Below are 25,092 nucleotides of genomic sequence, written 5' to 3'. Positions count from 1 at the left end.
GATCGTAAGAATAATGATCTATTACGAGGAGGTATTACTTCTTGCTGAACTCTGGGTACGCTTCCATACCACATTCAGAAAGGTCAACACCTTCGTATTCTTCTTCTTCAGATACGCGTACACCCATGATGGCTTTGATGATTAACCAAACAACCAAGCTCGTTACGAATACCCAAACAAAGATAGTCAATGCGCCGGCGATTTGACCGCCGAACGTAGTGCCGTCGTTCGTTAGTGGCACGGCTAGCAAGCCCCAAAGACCCACCACACCGTGAACAGAGATCGCACCCACTGGATCATCGATTTTAAGCTTGTCTAGTGTCAGGATAGACACAACAACAATCAAACCACCAACAAGACCAATCAGAGTCGCGCCTAGAGCAGACGGTGTGTCTGGACCTGCTGTGATAGCAACCAAACCAGCCAATGCGCCGTTTAGAAGCATGGTTAGATCGGCTTTACCGAATAGGATACGAGCTAGGATAAGCGCACCAATTGCACCACCTGCTGCTGCTGCGTTTGTGTTCAAAAACACCATAGCAACAGAGTTTGCGCTGGCGATATCGCCAAGTTTAAGAACAGAACCACCGTTGAAACCGAACCAACCCATCCAAAGTATGAATGTACCTAGCGTAGCTAGAGGTAGGTTTGCACCAGGAATAGCGCGAACTTCGCCGTTAGGACCGTATTTGCCTTTACGAGCGCCAAGTACCAAGACACCCGCTAGTGCAGCAGACGCACCTGCCATGTGAACGATACCGGAACCTGCGAAGTCAGTGAAGCCAAGGTCGCCAAGGCTAAACATACCGAATACAGAACCGCCGCCCCAAGTCCAGTTACCTTCCATTGGGTAGATGAACGCTGTCATCACAACCGCAAAGATAAGGAAAGACCAAAGTTTCATACGCTCAGCAACCGCACCAGATACGATAGACATTGCTGTTGCAACGAACACCACTTGGAAGAAGAAGTCAGACGCGCCAGAGTAAATAGAGCCGCCTTCGAAGCCACCGTCACGACCAGAGAAGTCGGTTAGAGTAGAAGCAACATCAACGTCTTGGATACCAGTAAGGAACCACTCGCCACCGTACATGATGGAGTAGCCGCATACCAAATACATGATGCAAGAAATGGCAAACAAGGCCACGTTCTTAGTGAGAATTTCCGTGGTGTTTTTCGCACGTACTAGACCTGCTTCCAACATGGCAAATCCCGCTGCCATCCACATAACCAGCGCGCCACACACCAAAAAGTAAAAGGTGTCCATCGCATATTGTAAGTGAAAAATTTGATCTTGCATGTTTCGCCCCCCTAAAGGCTTGTATGATTCGAGCAGATTAAACTGCTTCTACACCAGTCTCGCCGGTACGAATACGAACCGCTTGTTCAAGGTTAACGATAAAGATCTTACCGTCGCCGATTTTGCCAGTGTTCGCTGCGCTTGTAATGGCTTCCACTACTTGGTCAGTCATGTCGTCCGCAATGGCAAGTTCGATTTTTACTTTTGGTAGAAAATCGACGACATATTCCGCGCCGCGGTATAGTTCTGTGTGGCCCTTTTGACGTCCGAAACCTTTCACTTCTGTTACGGTGATACCTTGAACACCGATTTCAGAAAGTGCTTCTCGAACATCATCGAGTTTAAATGGCTTGATGATGGCAGTAATAAGCTTCATACCCACTGTCTCCTTTAAAAGTCAGTTTTATTGTCGTATCGCAGGTAATAAGCTTTATTCAATATGCGTGCCATATATGAAAATGCCCATAGAACAAAGGCTTTGTAAGGAATATGTCGACTTTTAGAAATTAAAAAGGGTTGGGAAAGGCTTTGGATTGTGCGGCATATTGGGCTGCCCCGCGAAACGGTTGCATTAACTTGGTGCAAAAGAGGTCAATTGATAACGCTTGCTTATGGGTCAAATCCCTATCTTATTGCTTCTGATCACAATATGAGCAGAAGCATGAGACTCTAAAAGGTGCGTTATCTCGAGGAATTGTTTTCATTGTGTGAGCAAGCGAGCAAATAGGCGCACAAAAAAGAGGCATTTTGTATTTTGCCTGACTTAGAATCTTGGTGCATCGTCCATAGATGACTTGTCTATCCCTTCTGTAGGTCTCTATACTATTAAGCAACGTGAACACAAATAATGAGAACGACATGATTGATCAATTTATAAAGCAGCTGGGCACCGGATTGGGTCAAGCCGCAGAAACACTAGGAAAGCTTCCCAAAGAAGAAATCCAAGCGCAACTGCACGATGTCGCGCGCAACACCCTGAGTAAAATGGATTTGGTCACCCGTGAAGAGTTTGAAGTGCAAGCGGCGATGTTGGCGAAATACCGTGAAAAGCTGGCAGTTCTAGAAGCGCGCTTGAATGAGCTAGAAAAAAACGACTGATTTAAGCCTGCCATACGTGGGGTTATTTCCAGCCTTGAAGCCAGTTTTCGGTCGATGTTAGTGCTTGCCAAGGCAACTGGTATTGATGTTTGTTAATGACAGCTTCAAGAATGCATTCGATAACGATGTTTTCTTCGTCTCGAATCAATTTGGTGACGATAAAATGCTTCTCTTTTTGTTGTGGCGATGTGGATGTCCACTTCGAAAGTAGAAGCTTGTTTGGGTTTATTTGATGCATTAGGGTCTTTTGTAACCTTATCAACGGAATGAAATACAGTTACGAAAAAAGTGAGGAGTCGGATTGCTTTTCACTCTAAAAATTATCAGGTCAAGGAGTGATCATGAGTTTAGCTACCATCTATAGTCGTGCCCGTGTGGGTGTGTCTTCCCCGTTAGTGACGGTCGAAACCCACATTTCAAACGGACTGCCTTCTTTAAATATAGTGGGACTTCCAGAAGCCGCTGTACGAGAATCAAAAGATCGTGTGCGCAGCGCGATCATCAACAGTCATTTCGAATTTCCTACCCGGCGCGTCACTATCAATTTAGCACCCGCCGATTTACCCAAAGAGGGTGGCCGTTATGATTTGGCCATTGCCATTAGTGTCTTAGTGGCCTCGGGACAACTGGGTGATCTACACCTTCGCGACACTGAGTTTATTGGCGAGTTGGCGTTGTCGGGCGATATTCGTGGTGTGCCGGGTTTGCTGCCATCCGCCATTGCATGCCAACAGGCGAACAGGCAATTGATCCTTCCAGAAGACAATCAACAAGAAGCGGCATTAGTGGAAGGCAATGCGGTGTTTGCTAAGCATTTGACGCAAGTAACGGCGCATTTATTAAAGCAAGCCGCGCTGCCTGCGTGTGTGTCTAAGCCAATTGAACCTTTGCCGTTAGACCACAAAGACATGCGCGATGTAAAAGGCCAATACCAAGCTCGTCGAGCCTTAGAAGTGGCCGCTGCGGGCGGGCATAATCTATTGTTTATTGGGCCTGCTGGAACGGGAAAAACCATGTTGGCGTCACGTTTACCCAGTATCATGCCTGCGATGACAGAAGCCGAAGCGTTGGCGGTGGCGTCAGTGCAATCGGTCGCAGGACGAAAAATGGGGTTGGATTGGCATTGGTCTGAACGACCTTTTCGATCGCCGCACCATTCTTGTTCGGCTGCGGCGTTGGTGGGAGGCGGATCGATACCAAAACCGGGAGAAGCGTCGTTGGCGCATTGTGGTGTTTTGTTCTTAGATGAGCTGCCAGAGTTCGACCGAAAAGTGCTCGAAGTGTTGCGTGAACCTTTAGAGAATGGCGAAGTACACATCTCGCGTGCTCGTGGCCAAGTCACTTTCCCCGCCCGTTTTCAGCTAGTCGCAGCAATGAATGCCAGTAACGAAGCGTACAATGGAGGGCAAGATTATTATCAATCCAGCGCCAGCCAAAAATACCTCAAAAAACTGTCCGCGCCTTTTTTAGACCGTATTGATTTGCACGTTGAAGTGCCGCCGTTGCCGTCCAATGTGTTGGTTAACGCGGATGAAGAAGGGGAGTGCAGTGCCAGTGTGCGTCAGCGTGTTGAGGTGGCAGTGGCCAGGCAGCGTGCTCGACAGGGCGTGCAAAATGCGCAGCTAAGTGGCCGTCAGTTGGAAGCCATTTGCGCGTTAAGCCAGGAAGATAAACAGTTTATGCAACAGGCGCTGGAAAAATTGAAATTGTCTGCGCGTGCTTATCATCGGGTGTTGAAAGTTGCGCTTACCTTAGCCGATCTAAATGACTCTCCTGTTACCAGAGCGCATTTAATGGAATCCTTGAGTTATCGCAAGATGGAAAAAACCTTGTCGATGGCGGTGTCGTCTTAGTCTGTCAAGGCGCCATGTTTTTATCCAAAAGAACAATAACCTAAAGAGTAGGTTGTTTTATCGACTTATGATAAAAATAGCGACAGACAATCATTGAGATGCACTGTATGAATAAGCTGCCATTGATACTGGGGATGGTGTTTTTTAGCGCCACGGTATTGGCTGAATCGCGAGGCTATGACTTAGAGCTTGGTCCGTCGTTATCCTATGTTGATTACAACGAATACAACGAATACAACGATGTATCTCAGAGCGGAACCGTATCTGGATTTACTGCACGCTATTCGGCGTATTACCCTTTTTCAGTATCTTTGTTGGATGTTTCCTATGTTAACAGTGACATAGATTATAAAGGCGAAGGGAAAATAAGCAGCGTCAGAAATGAAATCTACGACGTGCGAGGCATGATTGGACGCGCTTTTTTTCTAAATGGCGCGTATCGCGTGACGCCCTATTTAGGGTTGGGCTATCGCCGCTCGACGATGGACTCCAGAGGAAAAACATCCAGCACGTCCGTGGCGGGGTATAAAAGTCAGCAATCGTATGTTTATAACCCGATTGGCATCGAAATTCAGGAACTGATGAGCGATCAATCGACATGGGCTGTCGGCGGTCGTTTTGAATACGATGGTATTTTATCGGCTAGAAACGAAACACGTTTGGGGGCGGCTGATGGTTATCGATCCGTCACCTTAAGCCAACGTAATGGGCGGGGATACCACATTTCTTTGCGTTTCCAACACTTCTTGAACGAAAACGGCAGCGGAATCGTGATTGAGCCTTTTTACAAGTATTGGTCGGTATCGGGCAATAACAGCCGCAGTGTGTCCAGCCGCGTGGGAAACCATTCTTCTAACCAATGGGGAGCGTCTTTACTGTTGTCTTTTTGATACTGTTTAAACGCTTTTCATTTCGTTACAATTCTCCTCCCCATTTTGGGGCTAATAATAACTAAATTGTGGTTGTGTGCTCGTTTTTGTCGATTTATTGGCGACAAAGCCGGGTGCCTATGTGGAGTCTTGTTCTATGGTTATCCAGCTGTTCCCCCTTTGGGCGTTGTTGCTTTCGGCAATTGCCTTTTTTCAACCTGACTTATTTGTCGGTTTAAAAACTCAAATCGTTCCTTTGTTGACCATTATTATGTTGGCAATGGGATTGACGCTAAGCCCCGCTGACTTCAAACAAGTGTTGAAGAATGGCAAAGCGGTGGGCGTTGGTGTTTTATTGCAATTCTTGGTGATGCCCATTGCGGCATTCGGCGTGGCGTTTGCGTTTGGCTTTGATACAGAGCTGACGGTAGGTATGCTGTTGGTCGGCAGTGTGGCTGGTGGCACATCCTCGAACGTGATGTGTTATTTGGCAAAAGGCGATACGGCGCTGTCGATTTCTATGACGGCTATTTCAACCTTGTTGGGTGTTATTTTAACGCCATTCTTGGTGTCGTTGATGATTGGCCAAAGTGTCGATGTACCGGTAGCTGGTATGTTAATGAGCCTGTTTAAAATTGTGTTGCTGCCGGTTGCGGCGGGTGTCTTGATTAATACCTTCTTTTCTAAGTTTGTTCGCAAGGCAGAACCGATTTTTCCATATATTTCAATGTTTGCAATTGTGCTAATTATTGCCATTGTTGTGGCATTGAGTGCGTCTAAGATTGTCCAAGTTGGTCTGGTTGTGGCGGCAGCGGTGATTCTGCATAACGCAATTGGCTTGTTATTGGGTTACTGGGTAACCTATTTATTGGGCTTTGATGCGCGTGTATGTCGTACAATTGCCTTCGAAGTGGGTCTTCAAAACTCAGGTCTTGCCGCGGCTTTAGCGGTGAAATTTTTCACTCCTATGGCGGCTTTACCGGGCACCATTTTCAGTGTTTGGCACAACATTTCAGGGTCTTTATTGGCGAGCTATTGGAGCCGTCGTCCAGTGGACGAAGACACTGCAAAGTAAAACCTTGTGTTGGTGATGTTAAAAAGGGATGCCGTTTAAGCATCCTTTTTTTATGCTTTTCCATTCGCTATGTTCGTGCGGGAAAAGTGAATGTCGGGTACACTTGGGGCTGATTTTAATCGCCTTACGAGCCAGAGCTTTTCATGAGTGAGTCATTGCCTTCCATCGCCCAGCGCCTTCGCAGTTTGAACGAAAGACAGTTAGATGCTGTGAAACAAATCGACGGACCTTTATTGGTATTGGCGGGCGCAGGCTCGGGAAAAACCAGTGTAATCACCACGAAAATCGCCTATTTGATTCAAACGTGTGGATTCAAGGCGAGCAGCATTATTGCGGTTACCTTTACTAATAAAGCCGCCCGTGAGATGAAAGAACGGGTGGTGGGAATGTTATCCAAACCGGAAAGTCGGGGCTTGAGCATTTCGACTTTCCATAACTTGGGGTTGCGTATCCTGCGTAAAGAATTTCGACGCGCGGGTTTAAAAGATGGCTTTACCTTATTTGATGCTCAAGATTCGCTCAGCTTAGTCAAAGAGATTCTGGATAAGGAATTTAATGGCCAGTTGGACGCCGCCGCATTTTGTCAGAACACGATTTCCAATTGGAAAAATGACCTGACGACACCAAGCGAAGCCATGACCAATGCGGATACGGAAGAATTTTTGTTAGCTGCACAGGTGTACGGTCAGTATCAGCGCTATTTACGAGCGTACAACGCGGTGGATTTTGACGATTTGATCTTGTTACCTGTCAGCTTGCTGATGGCTGACGAAGAGTTGCGAGATCGGTGGCAGAAAAAAGTGCGCTATTTGCTGGTGGATGAGTGCCAAGACACCAACGCCAGTCAGTACGAATTGATCCGCTTGTTGGCCGGATTTCGTCGTTGCTTCACCTTGGTAGGAGACGATGATCAGTCGATTTATGCGTGGCGCGGGGCGCGACCAGAAAACCTTGAACGCTTGTCGGTGGATTACCCTAATCTTAAATTGGTGAAGCTGGAGCAAAATTACCGCTCGACCAAAACCATTCTTAAAGCGGCCAACACCCTGATTGCCAATAACCCGCACGTGTACGACAAAGCGTTATGGAGTGACCACGAAGAGGGTGATCCGATTCGAGTGATGGTAACACGCAATGAAGATTCAGAGTCCGAGCGGGTGGCTGCTGAAATTCAATCTCGACACTTGCGCCACGAGATTCCCTATCGTGATTTTGCCATTTTGTACCGTGGTAATCATCAAGCGCGACTCTTGGAAATCAAGCTTCAGGCGTATCGAATTCCATACAAGATGAACGGCGGTACGTCGTTTTTCTCACGTGCCGAAATCAAAGATTTGATGAGTTATTTGCGTCTGTTGGTGAACCCGTCAGACGACAACGCCTTTTTGCGCATCGTGAATTTGCCACGTCGTGAGATTGGCCCTGCGACGCTAGAAAAGGTCGGTAACTTGGCGACCGAGCGTGGCGTGAGCTTGTTCGAAGCCTCCGGCTACAAAGAGCTGGAAGAGACGGTGACAGGGCGCTCGTTAAAAAGCCTACAAGATTTTGAACGATGGATGTCCCATTTACGCCAGCGTTTAGAAGGCGCGTCGCCCGTGCCTGTGATCGAGCAAATGATCCATGACATGGATTATTACGGTTGGATTCAAGAGCAAACCTCTTCGTCTAAAGCTGGCGATCGACGCATTGAAAACGTACGTTTCTTGTTGGATTCCATTCAGCGCATGATGGAGTCTGCGTGGGAAGAAGACGAGACAGCGGGGTTGGATCAGGCAATCAGCAAGCTGTTATTGATCGACATGTTGGAACGCCAAGAAGAAGAGGAAGACGAGGACAAAGTTCAGCTGCTGACACTTCATGCCTCGAAAGGTTTGGAATACCCTCATGTGTTTTTGATCGGTTGCGAAGAAGAGCTTTTACCTCATAGAAACAGCATCGAAAGTGACGACATCGAAGAAGAGCGTCGTCTGGCTTACGTCGGGATAACGCGTGCCAAAAAGACACTCTGTATCACACTGGCGGCAAAGCGTCGCCAATACGGCGAAGAAATCGATTGCTTGCCCAGTCGATTCTTAGACGAATTGCCGGAAGAAGACTTGGTGTGGGAAGGGCGTTTAGACGAAGGGGAAGGCGCTAAAAAAGAGCGCGGACAAGCCTCGTTGTCGGCATTAAAAGCCATGTTGAATGGCTGATTGAGACAACAGTCAAAAGGGTTATTTTTGACTGTTGTCGATCATGTATTGAATCGCACTGCGAAGCTCGTCTTCAGTGCAATCAAAACACAATCCTTTTGGTGGCATGGCTCTGAATCCGCTCATCGCGTCTTTTAGTAAAACGTCCATGCCCTTGTCTATTCTTGGTTGCCAATCTGCTTTATTACCCAATTTAGGCGCTCCCGCCACACCATTCATATGGCAGGCAATGCAATAGCTGTTGTATAACGCATCGCCAGAGCGTGCGGCATTGGCGTTTGCGACGCAGAAAAGTAGCACAACCGAGACGATTCGGATAACGTGAGCGAGCTTGAACAGCGGAAATGGCATCGACACAGGCATTCCTTATGGACATCACAGAGTAAAAAAGATTGAGCGATTATCCTCGACTTTTTCCATCAGGTAAATGAAGGATACGTGTATAAAAAACACGAAACTCAGGCTTTGTGTCATTAAGCACTGGAATCCTGAGGAATTTCCATTAGAATACGCACACAAATTTGTTCTGGCACACTTTGCGTCTTGCAATCCAATCCACGCCGAACAACCCTAATGCGCCCGTAGCTCAGCTGGATAGAGCGTCGCCCTCCGGAGGCGAAGGTCGGAGGTTCAAATCCTCTCGGGCGTACCATTCAAATCCTTACAATGTATTGATTTATCCTAGTTTATTGCTTTCCTCTAGGGAAACTGCGAACAAGCTTGTCAGTTTCTCAATAAACTCTTTAGTTTTAGATTAGCGACTTAACATCACAGATTTTGAGCATATTTGGTGTTCAATTAAGCATTTCTATACTTATTTCCCGTCAACTAGACGGATTAACCCCGTTCAGAGCGTATCATCTGTTCTATTCGAGCCAAATTTCCAAGTGCAAACAGCACGGCGAGCTTATTGTCATTCTTTGATAGCCCTTTATAAACCGCTTTTCGGAATCCGAACTGACATTTCAATATCCGAAACGGATGCTCTACTTTCGCTCTGATACTGGCCTTTATGTACTCAGTCTTAATGGGGAGTTTGTTAATACGAGGGTGCTTCTTCAACTCCCGCACCTTGCTTGGCATTTCTGCAATCAACCAATCCAACTTTTTATCTTTGTTTTCCTCACGCTTTTCTACGCCACGGTAACCTGAGTCTGCCGATACAAATGACTCTTCTCCATGCATGAGCTCGGGGAGCTGGTTAAGGTCATGCTCATTGGCTGATGTGGTCGTAAAGCTATGAACCAGACCACGTTTCGCATCCACACCAATATGCGCTTTGAGTCCGAAGAACCATTAATTGCCTTTCTTAGTCTGATGCATTTCTGGGTCTCGTGACTTGGCTTTATTTTTGGTCGAGCTAGCGGCTTCAATAATAGTCGCGTCAACGATGGTGCCTTCTTTGAAGTAAATACCTGAGTCTGATAGCCATTTATGGACTTCTTTAAATAGTTTTCGTCCAAGCTTATGCTGTTCCAGTAAGTGCCTGAAATTCATAATAGTTGTGTGATCAGGTATCGCACCTTCTAAGGATAACCCAGCAAAAAGCCGCATAGAGGTAATCTCATAAAGAGCGTCTTCCATTGCAGGGTCTCCCATGTTGTACCAGTTCTGCATAAAATGAATACGCAACATGGTAGCAAGCGGATACGGACGTCGGCCATTACCGGCTTTTGGATAGAAAGGCTCTATTAGAGCTTCAAGCTGTTGCCAAGGAATCAGTTCATTCATACGCCCTAAAAAAAGTTCTTTACGGGTTGTACGGCGTTTGCTGGTAAATTCGGTGTCGGCGAAAGAGAGCTGATTCATGTCATTCGGTCTTGAGGTAATGGTCAGATGGGTATTGTCTCATAATGGGGACTTAATCGCAGTTTCCTTAGCCTGCAACTGCGGTATGGAAATATGTATCTTGTCCGAAAGGCAGCATCTATTGTTGAAAAAAAGTGAATAAAGATTTAACCCTTAGATCGTGTAAGGGAATACGTTTCTGGTTATAGTGATTTGGCTAGTTAATCACAAATAAGGGTCACATAATGAATAAAAATAAAATCGCTCGTTTTACTATACCTATTCTTGCAACCGCTATTTTAGGTGCATTATCGTTTCCAATGGCGTCTGTTGCTGCAGAAAATTTTCCATCCAAGCCCATTAATTACATTTTGCCATTCAATGCCGGAGGTGAATCGGATCTTTCTGCTCGTTTCCAGCAAACAGTGTTTGAGAAACATGCAGATGTTAAAACAGTGATCCAGTACATGCCAGGTGCGGGTGGTGCGGTTGCATGGTCTCAATTAAATGGTATGGAAGGTGATGGTTACACTATGATGGGTATTAATATTCCTCACACTATCATGCAGCCTATAGTCAAAGATTCGGGTTATAAAACCGAGGAACTGACACCAATTTACTATTTTCATTACACGCCTAATGCCATTTTTGTTCCGGCTAACAGTCAATTGAAACAGCTATCTGACTTAGTCGATTATGCCAAAAAGAATCCGGGCATGGTGACGTTCGCAGGTTCTGGTTCAAACTCTGCGAACCATATTGGTCAAGCCCTATTTGATAAAATGGCTGGGGTAACGACTACTTACGTCCCCTTTAGTGGCATAGGTCCTGCCATGACGGCTCTGATGGGTAACCAATTAACCGCGGGTTTTAACTATGCCACTTCTGGTACCAGCGCTGGAGATAAGTTGCGCATGTTGGCAGTGTCAGCGGAACAACGTATGAAAGCCTTTCCTGATGTGCCGACTTTTAAAGAGCTGGGTATTGACTTAGTGGGCGGTGCGTATCGAGGTCTCGCTGTGCCGAAATCGACCCCAGAAGATATCCGTCAAAAATTGTCAAATATCATCGGTGATATTAATAGCGACCCAGAGTTTATTAAAAAAATGGAAGACAATGGTTTTGTGCTAATGGATATACCATACGAACAAATAGATTCGTTTATGGATGCCAATCAAGAGGAATACGAAGGTATTGCACAGTTACTCGGTTTAACAAAATAGAAGTAGGTAATAGAAATGGAACTACTTAGCTATTTAGTTGAAGCTCTCACACCATTGAATCTGATGCTTGCATTGGTGGGCGTGATCGCAGGGACAGTTATCGGCGCTATGCCTGGTCTGTCTGCGACTATGGCTGTCGCTGTATTAGTGCCATTTACCTATGTGATGGGGCCAGCTTCTGGCCTCATCGTGTTGGGGGCAATTTACACCGGAGCCATCTATGGCGGGTCCTTTGCCGCTATCTTGGTAAATACACCTGGAACACCTTCTGCCATTGCAACCACATTTGATGGTTATCCGATGGCAAAACAAGGAAAAGGGGCACTTGCCATTTCATTGGCCACACTTGCCTCAGTAGGGGGAGGGGTGGTCGGTGCCATCTCGCTATTGCTATTGGCACCACCGTTAGCCGAAGTGGCATTAGCTTTTGGTCCGGCAGAATACTTCTGGATGGCGGTATTTGGTTTAACACTGATTTCAGCCTTATCAATTGGCAATACCATAAAAGGTTTGATCGGTGCCTGCATCGGTTTGATCCTTTCAACGGTAGGGGTGGCTGTCGTTGGCGGTGATGTTCGCTTTACGTTTGATCAGGTGTCCTTGTTAGGTGGTATCGATATCACTTCGGCTATCATTGGTTTGTATTGTATGCCAGTGATTATTGACCTGGTGGCATCAAACACCCCGCATTTGAATTTTGCCAAGGCTGAGGAGCAATCCTCTCTGAAGGCGGCGTTTGGTTTGGTGTCTAAGCGGAAGTTTAACTTGCTACGCAGTTCGATCATTGGAACCGTCGTGGGCATTTTACCGGGTGCTGGCGGTTCTATTGCAGGTTTGGTGGCGTATACGGAAGCTCGTCGCAGTTCTAAAGAGTCAGATCAATTTGGCAACGGCGCACCGGATGGCATTATTGCCACCGAATCGGCTAATAATGCGACTGTTGGCGGTGGGTTTATTCCAACTTTGGTTTTGGGTATACCTGGAACACCACCGGATGCCATTATTTTAGGAGCTTTGTTGGTTCAAGGGATTAAAACGGGCCCAACTTTGTTTACTGAGCAGGGAAGCATCGTATATACCTTTATCTATGGCTTGCTGATTGCAACGTTACTAATGCTACCTGTCGGTCTCATACTAGGTAAATACGCCTACAAATCGATTGCTAAAACACCAAAGCAGTTATTGGTGCCAACCGTCGCTTTTTTAACGGTCATCGGTAGCTACGCTATTCATAGCAATCCGCATGATACATTTGTCATGTTTTCTCTAGGTGTGTTGGCTTGGGTCATGGCTAAATTTGGCTTCAGTGCGTCACCGATTGTATTGGGGTTGGTACTAGGCAAAATCGCTGAGCAGGGCTTTGTGCAGACCTATTTGATTGGCTCAGCACAAGGACGAGTGATGGAAATGTTCTTTGGTCGGCCGATTTCGATTGGGATCATTGTCTGTGCTGTGTTTGCGTTGATTTATCCTCTTTGGATGGCTCACCGTAAGAAAGCCAAGGTTCAAGATGAGTTACAGGACGTGGTTGCTGAGAACAAATCTGCTACCCTCATTTTGACACTGGCGATGATGGTATGCAGTGGCGTACTGCTGTATCAAATTGATGGCATGTCTACTTTAGGTGCGGTGTTTCCAAGTTATATATTGTACGCTGTGTTGGGCTTGTCCACGATGTTGCTGTTACGTGTATTAAGAAATGCACATTCAGTACCGTTAGCAGAGTTGGGGGTTATGCCGACACGTCGGCAAATATCGGTCGTGGTCGTCATAGGTTTATGGACACTGTTCATGTCAACATTAGGCTTTGTATTCTCTTCATTGTTGGCATTTATCAGCATCATGTTCATCGCCAACTTTGATAAACCTAGGTTAGTGCCCATGTTGCGCAATGTCTCGTTATCCGTGGTAATTGTGGCGGCGTTTTACTTGTTGATGAAAGAAGTGTTGTTGCTCCGTATGCCTACTGGCATATTGTTCTAACATAATAAAATAGCAACCTAGCTAAGTCGCTAATCTAAGAAAGGTCCTACCAAAAGGACCTTTCTTTGTTTTCATTGTTTAAAAACGAGTCCTGTAAATAATCTAAAAAACGAGTGACTTTAGCGGACTGGTTTAAGCGCTCCATATAAACAGCGTAAATGTCTGCTTCTGGAGTTTCATAGTTAGTAAGAATCTCATCCAATTTTCCTTGACGAATATATTTCGCCAAATCCCATTCTGCGCGCATAACAATACCATGTCCATCTAATGCCCAACGTAACGCAATCTCACCATCGTTGGTGATCATATTGGCCGTCACTTTGACCACCTCTTCATGATTATCTTTATAAAAACGCCAAGCACTAGCCACTTGCTGATTTTGTTTGATGATAATACAGTTGTGAGACATCAAATCTGCAGGGGTGCCAGGTTTACCGAAACGATTAAAGTAAGTCGGTGAGGCGCACACTAAACGACGATTTGGTGCAATTTTACGTGCTATGACTCTTGAATCTGGCGGTTGTCCAAAACGGATACATACATCGACAGACTCATCTGGTAAGACGATAGGTCGGTCAGTCAACATCAGTTGAATTTCGACTTCAGGGTTTTCCATTAAAAACTCCGACAAAATCGGCGCAATGTAATTCCTGCCAAACCCCAAAGGCGCATTCACCCGCAATAATCCTCTTGGAGTTAGACGACGGTTTGTCACCGCTGCCTCCATCTCCTCTATTTTTGCCTTGATATCTTTTACATATTTTAAGTACACCTCACCATCATTGGTTAAGCTGATGCGTCTAGTTGTACGATTAACCATTCTCACACCAAGTCTGGACTCAAGGTTATTCAGTCGCTTAGTGACAGCTGAAGGCGTTAAATTGAGCTCTCTAGCCGTAGCAGACATTGAGCCATTTTTGGCTAATGTGATGAAAAAGTCGAACTCAGAACTTGGGTCCATAATTTCCCCTCAGGAAAAAGTATCTGTCTTTTATTTTTAACTAATTCGTTGTCATATCCATACAATCATATCACCAGCCTTATCATAATAACCATTAAGGAGAAAATATGAGCAGCGAAAACTCTGTAGAGTACATGTCTGATGTCATGGCTAAGTTCACCAGTTACATCGGTAAACGTCTACCAAAAGATGTAAAGAAGAAGCAGGCAGAATTAAGAAAAAAAGAAAAGAATCCAATGGCCATTGAAATCTACGACACCATGGCTGAGAACCAAGAAGCTGCGGATAAATTAGATCGTCCCAGCTGTCAAGATACGGGCGTGATTCAATATTTTTTAACGATAGGTGCTAAGTTCCCATTAATTGGTGAGTTAGAAGACATCTTGCGCACTGCAACGCTAGAGGCCACTAAAAAAGGACCTTTACGTCATAATGCGGTGGAAACATTCGACGAAAAAAATACGGGTACCAATACAGGTTCAAAGATCCCTTGGTTGGACTGGGATATTGTTCCTAACGATGATACAGCCACCATTGAAGTATACATGGCGGGTGGCGGCTGTACTTTACCCGGCCACGCAAAAGTGCTTATGCCAGGGCAGGGCTACGAAGGGATTGCAGACTTTGTCTTTGATGTTATCACCTCTCGCGGTATTAACGCGTGTCCACCATTGTTAGTGGGAGTCGGCGTCTCCACATCGGTAGAAACCGCAGCACGTTTATCAAAAAAAGCAATCCTACGTCCAATAGATACGAGTAATCCAAATGAAAATGCAGCGTTGATGGAGCAGTTATTAGAGGATGGTCTAAATGAAGTGGGTATTGGGCCTCAAGGATTAACCGGCGACAATACGGTCATGGGGGTAAACATTGAGTCCTCCGCCCGTCATCCATCTACCATCGGTGTCGCTGTATCAACGGGATGTTGGGCACATCGCCGCGGAACGATTAAGTTCCAATCCGATCTTAGCTACGAAATCATTTCGCATGAGGATGTGACACTATGAAAAAAATTCTAACAACTCCGATTACGGATGAAGCACTAGCGGAATTAAACGTAGGGGATATTGTATATTTGACTGGTCGTCTGGTGACATGCCGTGATGTGGCTCATCGTCGCTTGATAGAGTTAAAACAACAATTACCAGTAGATGTGCGTGGCGGAGCAATATTCCATGCTGGTCCCATTGTGCGGGAAAAGGATGATGGCTCTTACGAAATGGTATCAATTGGTCCAACGACCAGTATGAGAATGGAGAAATTTGAGCGTCAGTTTATCGCTGAAACCGGTGTGAAAATGATCATTGGTAAGGGTGGCATGGGAGAGGAAACCGCTGCTGGTTGCTTTGAAAACAAGGCTGTTCATGCAGTATTTCCGGGTGGCTGTGCAGTAGTAGCAGCCACCAAGGTAGAAGCCATTGAAGCCGCTGAGTGGCGTGATTTGGGAATGCCTGAAACACTTTGGGTTAATAGAGTAAAAGAATTTGGCCCCCTCATTATTTCTATCGATACTAAAGGTAACAATCTTTTTGAACAGAATAAAAAGACATTCAACGAACGAAAAGGTGCAATTCTTGACCGTATTCATGAAAAAGTGAAGTTCATTAAGTAGTTGGGAGACCCCCGCAGTTACTTCGGGGGTAATTTTATGGAACATATTATTGATATATTGACGGGCAGTAACTTTTACCCAGCGGCGTCCGTTTTTAACCCTTTGAGTGCTGCGATTGCGCATGATGTTGGTTTTAAGTGTGGTGTTGTAGGTGGTTCTGTTGTTGCCGCCAATGTGAACCTTTCACCAGACTATGGTTTGATTACTATGTCTGAATTAGTGGATACGGTTAGGCGTATATGCATTCAGTCTGAACTACCAATTATTGTTGATGGAGATTCAGGGTACGGTAATGCGCTCAATACACAACGACTTATTCAGGAACTTGAGTTTGCAGGTGCCTCCGCAGTAACACTGGAGGACTCTATATTGCCTTTTCAATATCAAAACCGTCACAGCCTTGCTGCGCTCGATGAGCACAGGGATAAATTATTGGCGGCGCTAGAGGCCAGAAAAAGTAGTAAATTCTCGATAATAGCCAGAACTAAAATGAATTCGTCTGAAGGCTTTCCCAGTCTTTTGAAGCGAATTGAAGCATACGCTCAAACTGAGGTTGATGGGATATGTATTTTTGGTGATGTACAAATTTCAGATTTGCGTATCTTGAACGAAATTAGCAGTAAGCCTTTAATGCTTATTTCGTACTCAGCGAGTCGTAAGGATTACCGTAGTTTTAAAGCGGGAGGTGTAAAAATATTATTGAATGGGCATCATGCTTTTGAGGCTTCTGTTCGAAGTATGTTTCACGCTTATCAAGACATACTTGAGCATAAGAAACGAGATATTACGGGTAAAGACATCATCACATTGTACTCTAAGGTTAAGAAACTTGATGTGACAGCCAAGCGTTACATGGATCTGTGACTTTGTTAATGCATTGGCTGTTTTTTTTTATTTACCACTCATTTCTCACTCTCTATGAATGCCTGCGATCATGCAGCGTACTGAACCGCCGGCGGATTCTATGGTTGGAATCGCGCAGGGTACCAGTGTCACGAAGGATTCTATGGTGGTTTTTTGGTCGCTGTTGAGTGCCGCGTAGGCGGTTTGTGAGAGCGCTAAGAATCGCTGATTTGTGCCTTGCAGTTCTATGGCGTTACCGCAAAATTGGCCGATCTGGTCATGGCTTAATTCAATGACTTTCTTTCCTGTCTGACTAAAGTGCCGGTAGAGCTTTGCTTTGTCTGCGGCATTGACCATGTCCATTCCGATCATCACAAAGTGCGTCGCAACACACATGAGCACGTTGGTGTGATAAATCGGTTTGCCGTTTTTGTCTCTGGCATCAAACATGATGGGAGCGTAACCGATCTGTTGGCAGAGTTGGTTGAGCAGTTGTTCATCGGTGCGTTTTGACTGTGCGGCATAGGCTAGTCGATGAATGTGATCAAACACAATTGATCCGGTTCCTTCTAAAGCAAGGCGTTGGTCGACGTGATGTCGTAAATCTATGTGGTTGTGAAATGCGTAGGCGTTGCTCAAAAAATCGATGATGTCTTGGCGGTATTCCATTTGTCGGTTGTGTGCATACATTGGGTACGCGACGAGGGTGTTGCCTTTGTGTGTCGAGAACCAGTTGTTGGGAAAAACCGAGTCGGGCGTGTGCGCTGTTTCGTCTTCAAAAAGGTGAACGCTGACGCCTTGTTGCTGTAAAGCTTGATGCAAGTTTGTGACTTCTTGGTAGGCCTGTGTCGACGGCGTTGGATGCGAGGTCGCTTTTTGAAACGCATTGTCTTCCATGGTTTGCGGGTTTGAAACAAAGTGATGAGGACGAATAAGCACCACTGTGTTAGGGGCTTGAGAGTGGGATTGAAGCAACATGATTTTACCTATTTAAATTGGGCTGGTTAGCGAATGAAAATAGGATAGGGGCTTTGTGAGCCAGTTAATATGTCAGAAATTTATATAAAAAGACTGTATTTTTGGCGCTTTGCTAGTATCTTGTTAGCAAAATGTTTGATGAGGTATGCATGAAACCCTATATTTATGATTCGTTGGACAGCGCGCTTATTGCTGAATTGCGCAAAGATGGCCGTGCGTCGATCTCCTATTTGGCCGACACGTTAAAAGTATCGCGTGCGACGGTGCAAAATCGTCTTGATCGACTGATTTCTAGTGGGGCGATTTTGGGTTTTACGATTCGCGTACACCAAGAAATTGAAAAAGAAGCGGTTCGAGCCATTATGATGATTGAGGTGGCGGGTCAGTCGACCTCACAAGTCATTAAAAAGTTGAGAGGCATTCCTGAGCTGGTGAAATTGCACACTACGAACGGGGCGTGGGATTTGATTGCTGAATTGCAAACCAGCAGTCTAAGCGAGTTTGATGGCGTGTTGCGTCATGTGCGTGAAGTGGATGGTATTTTAAACAGCGAAACCAGTATTTTGTTGTCGAGTCTATAATCATTGGTTGTTGAGTAATATTCTTTTGGTTGTTTGTGCGTCTGGGTAAACTGTTTTCGGTTTTAGGCCGTACAAGTTGTCATGTAAACAGTCATGGTATTGCTGCCCGTTTGGGCTATAAGGAGAGGATATGATCACGGTTCACCATCTAGAGAACTCCCGTTCACAGCGTATTTTATGGTTGCTGGAGGAGCTTGGATTGGATTACGAGATTGTGGAATACAAGCGTGATCCGGACACCGCAGCAGGCCCTGAGTCATTGAAAAAAATACACCCGTTGGGTAAGTCTCCGGTGATTACAGACGGTGATTTAACGGTCGCGGAGTCAGGCGCTATTATTGAGTATTTACTGGATCGATATGATCCGGTGAATCGTTTGAAACCAACCGATGGGCAGGCTTTGTTGGATTATCGATATTGGCTGCATTTTGCCGAAGGTTCGTTGATGCCTTTGCTGGTGATGAAACTGGTGATGATGAAGGTGCCGAAGAACCCTATGCCTTTCTTTGTGAAACCCGTTGCTAAGGCGTTGACGGATAAGGTTCAAGAAAAGTTCATTATGCCGCGCATTCAGCCGCAAATGCTGTTTATCGAAAAGACGCTCGGTGAGCATACTTGGTTTGTGGGCGAGGAATTGACCGCTGCCGATATTCAAATGAGCTTTCCATTGCAAGCTTCTAGTACGCGTATGAGCTTGGAAGACTTTCCGAACATTGCGCGTTTTATTAAACAAATTGAAGCTGTGCCTTCTTATCAAAGAGCATTAGCAAAAGGCGGTGCTTTTACTACGCTGTAGCAAACTGCTTACAGTTTGTTCTATTTATTGATATTCATTCTCATTTATTGTATCTTGCCGGCTTCTTAGTTTGTTAGATATGAATGAGGTTGAATGGGTCTATGAATCCTGATCACCCGGCTTCTCAAGATGTAGGGAAGCTTTATGTGGAACACAGTTCGTGGTTAACAGGATGGATCCGACACCGATTAGGCAGCCATGATTTGGCGGCCGATATCGCCCAAGACACGTTTGTTCGATTGTTGAAAAAGCCCAAAAATTTTTCAACAATCTCAGAAGCGAGAGCTTTTCTAAGCACGGTTGCCAAGGGCTTATTTATTGATCACTGGCGACGCAAGCAAGTCGAACAGGCTTGGCTTGAGTCGTTGGCGCATCGCGAAGAGGAATTTGAACCTTCGGCGGAGCATTCGGCAGCGATGATTGAACTGCTGTGCGAGCTGGATGCGATGATCGCAAAACTCCCCAAAAAAGTAGCTAATACGCTGATTTTATCTCAGCTGCATGGCCTCACTTATCGAGAAATAGCCGAACGTTTGTCGGTGTCAGAACGTATGGTAAAGCGTTATATGGCGCAGGCTATGTTGCAATGTCTCTTGTTTAAATCCGATTTGTCTCTGTAGGTGTTATGACGTCTTCTCAACCTTCCAACTTTGCTCAATTAGAAGCCGCTTCAGAATGGTTTGCCGTACTGTCGGATCCGCCCGTTTCTGAGGCGGATCGAGTCGCGTGGCAGCAATGGCTTAATGACAGTGAAGAACACCGCAAAGCGTGGTCTCAGGTGGAGTCAGTTGGAGCGATGTTTTCTTCTTTCCAAAATGATGCCATGCGTCAGTCTGCGGGCTATGTGTTGGAGAGTGGTGGTTTCATGAACCGTCGTCAGTTGATGAAAGGCGTGTTAGGCGTAACGGGCGTTGCGGCATTGGGTTGGATGGGGTGGAACGAAACACCGTTGCCCAGAATAGCGTCTGCCTGGATGGCGGATTTTCATACCCAAGTTGGGCAAGTGGCGGCTTACGATTTAGACGCTGGCAATAAAATTTGGCTGAACACCAACAGCGCACTGAATCGTGTTGCTTCGAGCAATCGGAATTTTGCTTTGTTAGACGGTGAGGCTTTGTTTCATGTTACCAATGGGTCTGATAGTCGACCGTTCAGTGTGACATGCAAACACGCGCTTATGACTTCGACCGCAGAGAACGCTCGCTTTTGTTTGCGTCACCTTCCCAATCAAGGGGCGGTGTTGGCGGTATATGAAGGCCGTGTTTCGCTTTCTCCGCTGGGGCGCAACGATCAGACGGTGATTCGCGCCGGAGAGCAGGCCATTTTTACGAAGGATATGGTCGGAGACCGGCAGCCTGTATTGGCCATGTATGAGTCGTGGCGAAATGGGTTGTTGATTGTTGATGACATGCCATTGGCGGAATTTGTGGCGGAAATAGGGCGCTATCGTCATGGTTTTATTAATCTAGATCCTGCAGTGGCGTCACTTAGAGTGGTTGGTACATTTCCAACTCAAGATGCCAACTTGGTTTTTGATATGCTGGAAAACACCTTTGATATTCAGGTCAAACGACTTCTTCCTTGGTGGACGAGTATCACGGTCGCTTAGCGTTGTTTGAAAAAAACGTTCATTCATGCCTTTTTTTATGTCCCCTTTTTATTCTCTCATTCGGTAATAGTAGTAATAAGCATTATTATTACGGGATTTTTATGAGATTTACTCCTTCAGTGCATGTTTTGAAACGCCGTAGTGCCTTGACGCTGTTATCAGCAAGCATCGCGTTTGCCAGTGGCGTTGCGGTTCCCTCTTTTGTGTATGCCGAAGTCAGTTCGGTCAGTGTGCGTTATTACGATGTGCCGGCGGGAGCCTTAGCGCAAGCGTTAAATACCTTTGCTGCCATGTCTGGTGTGTATTTGGGAGGCAGCGCAGAGCTGCTGTCGGGCAAGCGTACACTGGGCTTCAAAGGGGAATATTCAACGACGCAAGCATTGGATTTGTTGCTTTTGGGAACGGGGTTATCTTATGTTCAGGGCAAGGGAAACAGCGTTGTTCTGATTGATCCCAATGCGGTGAGCACAGATGAAAACGGCATTACGATGTCGCCTTTGTTGGTGGAGAGTGGCCGAAGCACGACGACGCTGGGTAAAAATGTGCTTAGCTCAAGTGAAATAGAAAGTATGGCGGGCGACACGTCCAATCTGACGGATTTATTGAAAGGCAATGGGGCTGTTCGATTCAGCCGATCTTCCAGTACGTCTGCGAGCAGCGCCAGTATGCGTCCAGATGAAGTGTCCATTCACGGTCAATCTCATTATCAAAATTCCTACGTGATCGACGGCATGTCTGCCAATAATGATTTGAACCCAGGGGATTCTGAAGACACTTATTCTAATCCCATTTCTCCGACAAATTTGAGTATGCTGTCGGGCAGTTCTTCTCAAAGTTATTATGTGGATCCCGATGCACTTGAGTCTGTCACTGTTTACGACTCTAACGTGCCAGTTGAGTTTGGTGGTTTTCTTGGTGGTGTCATTTCTTCCACTCTTAAACGGTACGATGGCGAAGATTATTTGTCTGTTAAGTATGCGATCTCAAAGGATGAATGGGATGAAATGCACGCAGATGAAGATTTAGAGGAAGACTTAGCGGATGGTGATTCGATCGAAGGCGAGTATACGCCAGAATATTTAAAGCAGCGCCTTACATTAACAGGTGCTCAGGGCATTACCGATAAACTGGGGATGACATTTACCGCATCAAGGGCAACGTCGGCTTTTGATCAGAGTTATGTGAAAAACATCGGTAATACTGTCTATGGCAAACAAGGCGTGGAGTACGATGATACGGTCGATAATGCCATGGCCAGGTTTGATTACAAAGCCAGCCAAAATTTGGACGTTGGCGTGTCCATGCTGTACGGATTTTGGCCAGAAGATTTTGATCAGATTCGTCAAAAGGTCACGGATATTGCAAAGCGAAACAAAGACGCCGCGAAAAACAGGGGCACTATTTGGTCGATCAAAATGGTGGAAGCCGTGACGTCGGATAAGGTGCTGCCAGATCCTCAGCAAAGTAATGATCGTATCTTACGTTTGGTCGACAGCATCTCGTTAGCCGATGTGAATGCACGACTGAGACAGTGGTTGTCTTCGCCAGATCGTATTTTATACACGCAAGCGGTGGGCGGAAAAGCGGTGAATATTGGAAGCGTTGAGTCCATTGATGACATTTTTCAAGAGATGGAATCACGTCCGCTTGCGGCGTTACAAACAGAACACGTTGTGGCAGCAAAGACCTTGCCCGAGGTAACCCAAAAGGGAACGGTGACGCTTACGTCGAGAAATGTGGAATTGGGCGTGTCACGTTGGTCGTTATCCAATGGCGACTTTCTTACCTTACTTGATCCCACTGTTCTGGCTGAACGTTATCAGATAGAAGCATCAGGTGAGGGAACCAAAAGCTATTTCACGGCGGTGTCCGCCGCTGGTTATCATGTCAAGCAAGGTTCCACTTGGGCTGAACAAATAGCGGTACAAATGTCGGAGGCCACCGGCGTGTACGGTTGGAGTGATGACGAGTTTCAACAGTGGCGCAAAGACAACAAGGTGTCATTGTCTTCGAAACAAAAGGCACAAAATTTGGTGTATCGAGCTTCGATTGACGATGAAAAAATTGAATCGTTACTGGGACTTTATCATGTCAATCAAGTGACCCCTCACATTGATCATGATGTCTACGACACGGTAATGGCCAGTTTGAAACGAAATGCCAGTGTTGACGTGGTTCGACCCATTGAAGCGTTTTCTCGTCGTATCGCCAAGGCGCGTTTTGAGTCAAACAATGTGACCTTGACGGTCGCTGATTTAGCGCCGCTATCCTTAGAGAAACTAGAGCAAACTCGCCAAAAACAGGTGGCGTTGCCTGTGCAATATTTTATTGTGTCGCGATTACCAGAAAGTGATATTACAGCCTTAGTCGAGCAATATCTGGCCACGGTGCCTCGTGATTTATCAGCATCGAAGTTGTCCCAGTCTGCGTTAGTAAACGACGAAACCACACCAGTTTTACAGTTGGCGGGCAATCGTGTTGTTGATCTGTCGCTGAACACGGAACCAAAAGCAGAATATCGATTTTACGCTTATCAGGCCGTTCCTTGGTCGCCTTCGGCGGCGCTGCAACTGACGTATTTGGGCGAGCGCTTAGAAACCATGTTAAAGCAACGCTTGCGCAGCGAAGTGCAAGGCGTATACAGCGTACGTGTCGGCCTTGAATTAAATAAAGAAACCAACCGTGCCGAATTATCGATTCAATATTCCAGTGCGCCAGCACGACTGGATGATTTAGCAACAATGACAACAGACGTATTGGCGCAATGGCCGTCTATGGTGACGGCGGAATGGGCAAGTGAAATACAAGAAGCGTTTGCCGATGTGGAACAGAACCGCTTGGCCAATGATTTTGACGGCACGTTATCCCATCGTTTGGAATTGAGTGAGCGATTTTATGGCAATGCCCAATATTTAAATGACATGGATGAACTGTCACTGGCATTGAGCGAAGCCAAGCTAAACGCTTTTGTGGAGCACTTGTCATTTAATGACCGGGTCATTGGCTTCTTCCGTCCCAAAGAGTAATGACTCTCGCTCGACTTATCGCGGAGGCATGAATATGATGTGGAACGATTAATAGGATTTATCCCACTTATTAGGAACATGTTCATGTCGCGTCCCGTGAAGTTACTCAGTGTCTCCATAGCGCTTATTTGTTTGCTGTTAGCGCTTAACTTTGGCCTACGCTCATCGATGGGCTTTTTTATGGCGCCGATTTCTCTAGAGTTCGGTTATGGGCGTGAAGTCTTTGCTTTTGCTTTGGCCTTGCAAAACCTGTGTTGGGGCTTATTTCAGCCGATTGCGGGGGCATTTGCCGATCGTTACGGCACCTTAAAAACCTTATTCATTGGCGCTGCTTTGTACGCGCTGGGATTGTATGTGACGTCAGGTGCTGACGGTGTGTTGGGGCTTAATATGGGCGCTGGCGTACTGATGGGAATGGGCATCGCGGCGACGGGTTTTGGGGTGGTTTTGCCTGCGATGGCGCGAATGGTGTCGCCAGAAAAACGTTCTTTTGCTTTGGGCTTGGGCAGTGCAGCGGGTTCTGCTGGGCAATTGTTGGTGATCCCAGTCGCACAAGAGTTTATTGCTGCGTATGGCTGGAGCAATGCGCTGGTGCTGATGGCCGTTTGTGCTTTGATGATGGTGCTGTTGTCTAGCCCATTTCGCCAAGAAAAAAACTCGGCCAACAGCAATTCCATGCCAGAAGCCGCACAAACCATGAGAGAGGCGTTGAATGAAGCCAGCGCGTATTCTCATTATTGGTTGCTGGTGGTTGGCTTTTTCGTGTGCGGTTTTCAGTTGGCGTTTATTACGGTTCACATGCCTGCTTTTTTATCGGATCAGGGGTTTTCGTCGGATATCGCCGTTGCGAGCTTGGCGCTCATCGGGTTGTTCAATATTTTTGGTTGCTTGTTGTCAGGTAGCTGGGCTGGGAAGTATTCGAAGAAAAAACTGCTGACCATTATTTATGCGTTAAGAGCCGTGTCGATTGCCTTGTTTATGACTTTACCGATGACGAGCGTGTCCGTGTACATCTTTTCCATTGTGACGGGATTGTTGTGGCTGGCGACCGTGCCACCGACATCGGGATTGGTTGCGCAAATGTTTGGTCTGCGTTACATGGGATTGTTGTATGGGATTGTGTTTTTAGGCCATCAATTAGGCTCTTTCTGCGGTGTATGGCTAGGCGGTTATTTGTACGATAAAACCGGATCCTATGACGTGGTTTGGTGGGCGGCGTGTGTGATCGCGCTGATTACCGCCCTGATCCATATTGTGATTGATGAGCGTCCGGTGGCACGCTTGCGTGCCGCTGTGGCTTGAGGG

The 25,092-nt window shown here is 46.2% G+C and carries 22 protein-coding genes, 1 tRNA gene and 1 pseudogene; 17 read left to right on the top strand and 7 right to left on the bottom strand.

Annotated features, from left to right (window positions below; all coding sequences use genetic code 11):
• Positions 1-34 precede the first annotated feature (34 nt).
• Both AABA11_RS13870 and glnK read right to left on the bottom strand, forming a co-directional pair.
• Positions 35-1,300, bottom strand: coding sequence for an ammonium transporter (locus tag AABA11_RS13870; protein WP_265727373.1), 1,266 nt, complete (start codon positions 1,298-1,300; stop codon positions 35-37).
• Between the two features lie 37 nt (positions 1,301-1,337).
• Positions 1,338-1,676 carry a P-II family nitrogen regulator gene (gene glnK / locus AABA11_RS13865; protein ID WP_110576897.1) on the bottom strand — a complete coding sequence of 113 codons (339 nt, stop codon included), beginning with the start codon at positions 1,674-1,676 and terminating at the stop codon, positions 1,338-1,340.
• Positions 1,677-2,158: 482 nt separating this feature from the next.
• Here glnK and AABA11_RS13860 point away from each other — a divergent pair, with 482 nt between their 5' ends.
• Positions 2,159-2,398, top strand: a complete 240-nt coding sequence (locus tag AABA11_RS13860; protein WP_265727374.1) for an accessory factor UbiK family protein — start codon at positions 2,159-2,161, stop codon at positions 2,396-2,398.
• A 22-nt stretch (positions 2,399-2,420) separates the two neighbouring features.
• Here AABA11_RS13860 and AABA11_RS13855 read toward each other — a convergent pair whose 3' ends face one another.
• Positions 2,421-2,636, bottom strand: coding sequence for a TIGR02450 family Trp-rich protein (locus tag AABA11_RS13855; RefSeq protein ID WP_338268832.1), 216 nt, complete (start codon positions 2,634-2,636; stop codon positions 2,421-2,423).
• Positions 2,637-2,739: 103 nt separating this feature from the next.
• Between AABA11_RS13855 and AABA11_RS13850 the strand changes: the two genes are divergently transcribed.
• The 4 genes from AABA11_RS13850 to rep all read left to right on the top strand — a co-directional run bounded on the left by AABA11_RS13850 (position 2,740) and on the right by rep (position 8,387).
• Entirely contained in the window at positions 2,740-4,251 is a 1,512-nt protein-coding gene (locus AABA11_RS13850; RefSeq protein WP_338268830.1) for a YifB family Mg chelatase-like AAA ATPase, read from the top strand.
• Positions 4,252-4,358: 107 nt separating this feature from the next.
• Positions 4,359-5,141 carry a hypothetical protein gene (locus AABA11_RS13845; protein WP_338268828.1) on the top strand — a complete coding sequence of 261 codons (783 nt, stop codon included), beginning with the start codon at positions 4,359-4,361 and terminating at the stop codon, positions 5,139-5,141.
• Between the two features lie 136 nt (positions 5,142-5,277).
• Positions 5,278-6,195: a bile acid:sodium symporter family protein gene (locus AABA11_RS13840; RefSeq protein ID WP_338268826.1), complete on the top strand. Its 918-nt coding sequence runs from the start codon at positions 5,278-5,280 to the stop codon at positions 6,193-6,195.
• 143 nt (positions 6,196-6,338) lie between these two features.
• Positions 6,339-8,387, top strand: coding sequence for a DNA helicase Rep (gene rep, locus AABA11_RS13835; protein WP_338268824.1), 2,049 nt, complete (start codon positions 6,339-6,341; stop codon positions 8,385-8,387).
• A gap of 21 nt (positions 8,388-8,408) precedes the next feature.
• Here the strand turns inward: rep and AABA11_RS13830 are convergent, their stop codons facing one another.
• Positions 8,409-8,738, bottom strand: a complete 330-nt coding sequence (locus AABA11_RS13830; protein WP_338269696.1) for a c-type cytochrome — start codon at positions 8,736-8,738, stop codon at positions 8,409-8,411.
• 224 nt (positions 8,739-8,962) lie between these two features.
• Here AABA11_RS13830 and AABA11_RS13825 point away from each other — a divergent pair.
• A tRNA-Arg gene (locus AABA11_RS13825) sits at positions 8,963-9,039 on the top strand.
• A 185-nt stretch (positions 9,040-9,224) separates the two neighbouring features.
• Here the strand turns inward: AABA11_RS13825 and AABA11_RS13820 are convergent.
• Positions 9,225-10,196, bottom strand: a pseudogene (locus AABA11_RS13820) (IS5 family transposase).
• A gap of 224 nt (positions 10,197-10,420) precedes the next feature.
• Here AABA11_RS13820 and AABA11_RS13815 point away from each other — a divergent pair.
• Positions 10,421-11,398 carry a Bug family tripartite tricarboxylate transporter substrate binding protein gene (locus tag AABA11_RS13815; RefSeq protein ID WP_338268822.1) on the top strand — a complete coding sequence of 326 codons (978 nt, stop codon included), beginning with the start codon at positions 10,421-10,423 and terminating at the stop codon, positions 11,396-11,398.
• 15 nt (positions 11,399-11,413) lie between these two features.
• Complete coding sequence (locus AABA11_RS13810; protein WP_338268820.1) at positions 11,414-13,381, top strand: tripartite tricarboxylate transporter permease; 1,968 nt, start codon at positions 11,414-11,416, stop codon at positions 13,379-13,381.
• Between the two features lie 46 nt (positions 13,382-13,427).
• Here AABA11_RS13810 and AABA11_RS13805 read toward each other — a convergent pair whose 3' ends face one another.
• Entirely contained in the window at positions 13,428-14,342 is a 915-nt protein-coding gene (locus tag AABA11_RS13805) for a LysR family transcriptional regulator (protein WP_338268818.1), read from the bottom strand.
• Between the two features lie 107 nt (positions 14,343-14,449).
• Here AABA11_RS13805 and ttdA point away from each other — a divergent pair, with 107 nt between their 5' ends.
• From ttdA to AABA11_RS13790, 3 genes are read left to right on the top strand one after another with little or no spacing between them, the layout of a single operon-like run.
• A complete protein-coding gene (gene ttdA / locus AABA11_RS13800) occupies positions 14,450-15,349 on the top strand; it encodes a L(+)-tartrate dehydratase subunit alpha (protein WP_338268815.1) in 900 nt (299 codons plus the stop codon).
• Positions 15,346-15,954, top strand: a complete 609-nt coding sequence (gene ttdB, locus AABA11_RS13795; protein WP_338268814.1) for a L(+)-tartrate dehydratase subunit beta — start codon at positions 15,346-15,348, stop codon at positions 15,952-15,954. The genes ttdA and ttdB overlap by 4 nt, the downstream gene beginning before the upstream one ends.
• A gap of 36 nt (positions 15,955-15,990) precedes the next feature.
• Positions 15,991-16,818 (top strand): isocitrate lyase/PEP mutase family protein, encoded by an 828-nt coding sequence (locus AABA11_RS13790; protein WP_338268812.1) that lies wholly within the window; start codon positions 15,991-15,993, stop codon positions 16,816-16,818.
• Positions 16,819-16,863: 45 nt separating this feature from the next.
• On the opposite strand, the gene ctlX is transcribed toward AABA11_RS13790, so the two are convergent.
• The gene (gene ctlX, locus AABA11_RS13785) at positions 16,864-17,775 is read right to left on the bottom strand and encodes a citrulline utilization hydrolase CtlX (protein ID WP_338268810.1); all 912 of its coding nucleotides are present in this window, start codon (positions 17,773-17,775) and stop codon (positions 16,864-16,866) included.
• 149 nt (positions 17,776-17,924) lie between these two features.
• Here ctlX and AABA11_RS13780 point away from each other — a divergent pair, with 149 nt between their 5' ends.
• The 6 genes from AABA11_RS13780 (at position 17,925) to AABA11_RS13755 (ending at position 25,089) form a co-directional block, all read left to right on the top strand.
• Complete coding sequence (locus AABA11_RS13780) at positions 17,925-18,356, top strand: Lrp/AsnC family transcriptional regulator (protein WP_338268808.1); 432 nt, start codon at positions 17,925-17,927, stop codon at positions 18,354-18,356.
• 130 nt (positions 18,357-18,486) lie between these two features.
• A complete protein-coding gene (locus tag AABA11_RS13775; protein WP_338268806.1) occupies positions 18,487-19,152 on the top strand; it encodes a glutathione S-transferase family protein in 666 nt (221 codons plus the stop codon).
• 101 nt (positions 19,153-19,253) lie between these two features.
• On the top strand, positions 19,254-19,772 hold the full coding sequence (locus AABA11_RS13770) for a sigma-70 family RNA polymerase sigma factor (RefSeq protein ID WP_338268804.1): 519 nt from the start codon (positions 19,254-19,256) through the stop codon (positions 19,770-19,772).
• Positions 19,773-19,777: 5 nt separating this feature from the next.
• The gene (locus AABA11_RS13765) at positions 19,778-20,761 is read left to right on the top strand and encodes a DUF4880 domain-containing protein (RefSeq protein ID WP_338268802.1); all 984 of its coding nucleotides are present in this window, start codon (positions 19,778-19,780) and stop codon (positions 20,759-20,761) included.
• A gap of 101 nt (positions 20,762-20,862) precedes the next feature.
• Entirely contained in the window at positions 20,863-23,787 is a 2,925-nt protein-coding gene (locus AABA11_RS13760; RefSeq protein WP_338268800.1) for a secretin and TonB N-terminal domain-containing protein, read from the top strand.
• 84 nt (positions 23,788-23,871) lie between these two features.
• Entirely contained in the window at positions 23,872-25,089 is a 1,218-nt protein-coding gene (locus AABA11_RS13755) for an MFS transporter (RefSeq protein WP_338268798.1), read from the top strand.
• The last annotated feature ends 3 nt before the right edge of the window (positions 25,090-25,092 follow it).

Origin of the sequence: Marinomonas pontica, assembly GCF_036322735.1 — a bacterium.
GTDB classification, from domain to species: domain Bacteria; phylum Pseudomonadota; class Gammaproteobacteria; order Pseudomonadales; family Marinomonadaceae; genus Marinomonas; species Marinomonas pontica.
Note: the sequence above shows the minus strand (reverse complement) of the source record. Positions and strands in the feature narration are given on the sequence as shown.